Below are 2,302 nucleotides of genomic sequence, written 5' to 3'. Positions count from 1 at the left end.
CAGCTTTTAAGAAAGCTACCTAAAATCATGACATGCCCGTCAATCGAATAGGAGAAAATTAAAGTCGTTTTCTCCCACTTTAATTTTGGGGAAGTAAAGATATTGAGGTTGTCAAGGACGTGCTCAATCAACCTGTTTCTTCAGGTAGATTGAGCACGTCCTTGACAAAATCACCGTTTTCTTTTGACAAATACATTTTTATACCAAAGATATAATAAAAATTGTAATTGATATGTAACGGTAATCTGAAAGTTATTGTTTAAATTTGCAACGTTTTTTAATAGTTTAATCATATTAATTAAAATCTCATGGCAAAAAGAATGCGATTCATTCTTTCCACAATTATGGTGATAGTCGCAATGACAGCTAAGGCTCAGGTGACTACCTCCTCATTAAGTGGAAAGGTAACAGACCCAGACAAGGAAGCCATTATCGGTGCAACAGTTCAGGCTATACACGAGCCTTCCGGGACACGATATGGCGCAATTACAAACATCGATGGTCGTTATACCATTCAAGGTATGCGGGCAGGCGGACCTTACAGCGTGGAAGTCTCTTACATCGGTTACCAAACAATGATGTTTAAGGATGTAACTCTTCAATTAGGTGAAGTCTACAATCTGAATGTACAGATGAAAGAATCATCAGAGCTTCTTGAGGAAGTGGTTGTTACAGCTCAAAAGACTAAATTTGCCTCCGAGAAGACCGGAGCGACAACCAACATTTCCAATACACAGATTACCAGCATGCCTTCTGTAAGCCGTAGCATTACCGACTATTCCCGTTTGTCTGCTTACGGTGGTAATGGGATGTCGTTTGCCGGATCTGACGGTCGTACAGCCAACTTCACAATCGACGGTGCCAACTTCAACAACAACTTCGGTTTGAGTTCCAACCTGCCTGGTGGCGGTAATCCGGTCTCTATAGAGGCGATTGACGAAATTCAGATTGTCATATCTCCGTTTGATGTACGCCAGACCAACTTCATCGGTGGCGGTATCAATGCCATTACCAAATCAGGTACCAATACTTACAAAGGTACAGCTTATATTTATCACCAGAATGAAAACATGCGCGGTGATGCCATTGATCGTGAAACAATCTTAGGTGCTCGCGAGAAAGACCAGTCAACTACATATGGTTTTACTATTGGCGGTCCGATAATCAAGAATAAGCTCTTCTTCTTTGCAAACGGCGAGCTGCAGAATACTCCTGCAATTGCCAATCGCTGGCGTGCTTCCGAAGACGGTGTGGCCAATGCAGACGCATACATCTCACGTGCAACCGTTGCCGATCTTCAGAATGTGTCCGATATAGCGAAAGAAAGATATGGCTATGACACCGGTTCATTCAGCAGCTTCCCGTCTGACAATAAGAACACTAAATTATTGGCACGTATAGACTGGAACATCAACAACAACCATCGCTTGGCTTTGCGTTATAACTATACCAAGAATACCGTATGGAATGCCCCTAACGCTTCCTCTATGGACGGTGGTACTCGTATGTCGGGTAGTCGTACTTCACAGTATGCCATGTCGTATGCCAACTCCATGTATTCCTTGGATAACTTGGTACATTCATTGTCTTTCGACCTTAACAGCCGCTTCTCTGCTACCTTGTCCAACCAGTTTTTGGCAACATTCTCCAAGTTGGATGACGTACGTGGTACTAATTCCAGTATTTTCCCATTTGTCGATATTTTGAAAGACAATCAAAACTACATCTCTTTTGGTGAAGAACTTTTCACTTACAATAACGCAGTCCACAACACAGTGTGGAATATAAAAGATGACGTAACTTACTATACCGGCAATCATAAAATCATGGTTGGCTTGAACTATGAGCATCAAATGGCCGACAACCAGTATCTCCGTAACGGTACAGGATATTATCGCTATACCAGCCTGGATGACTTTGTTCAAGGAGCTGCTCCGGAAATTGTATGTTTGACTTATGGCTATAACGGTGAAAACGAACCTGCATCACGTGTTCAGTACAATAAATTGGGCTTCTACTTGCAAGACGAATGGAACGTACGTTCCGATTTCAAGGTTACAGCCGGTCTGCGCTTCGACGGACTCTTCTTTGATAATGGTGACTTGATGACCAACAATGCTATTCTTGACCTCGACTACAACGGCCGTCATATCGATACCGGTAAATGGCCCGGAAACTCATTGACAGTATCTCCCCGTATAGGTTTCAGTTGGGATATACTTGGCAACAATACTTTGAAGCTGCGTGGTGGTAGCGGTTTGTTCTCCGGACGTCTGCCTTTGGTATTCTTTACCAATATGCC

General features: G+C 42.8%; 1 protein-coding gene. It reads left to right on the top strand.

Annotated features, from left to right (window positions below; all coding sequences use genetic code 11):
• Positions 1-308 precede the first annotated feature (308 nt).
• A partial coding sequence (locus BWI44_RS03770) for a TonB-dependent receptor (RefSeq protein ID WP_286811673.1) occupies positions 309-2,302 on the top strand: 1,994 nt, incomplete at its 3' end.

Source organism: Bacteroides sp. Phil13, from assembly GCF_001940965.1.
Lineage (GTDB): Bacteria > Bacteroidota > Bacteroidia > Bacteroidales > Bacteroidaceae > Bacteroides > Bacteroides intestinalis.
This window is presented reverse-complemented; position numbering and strand designations above follow the sequence as displayed.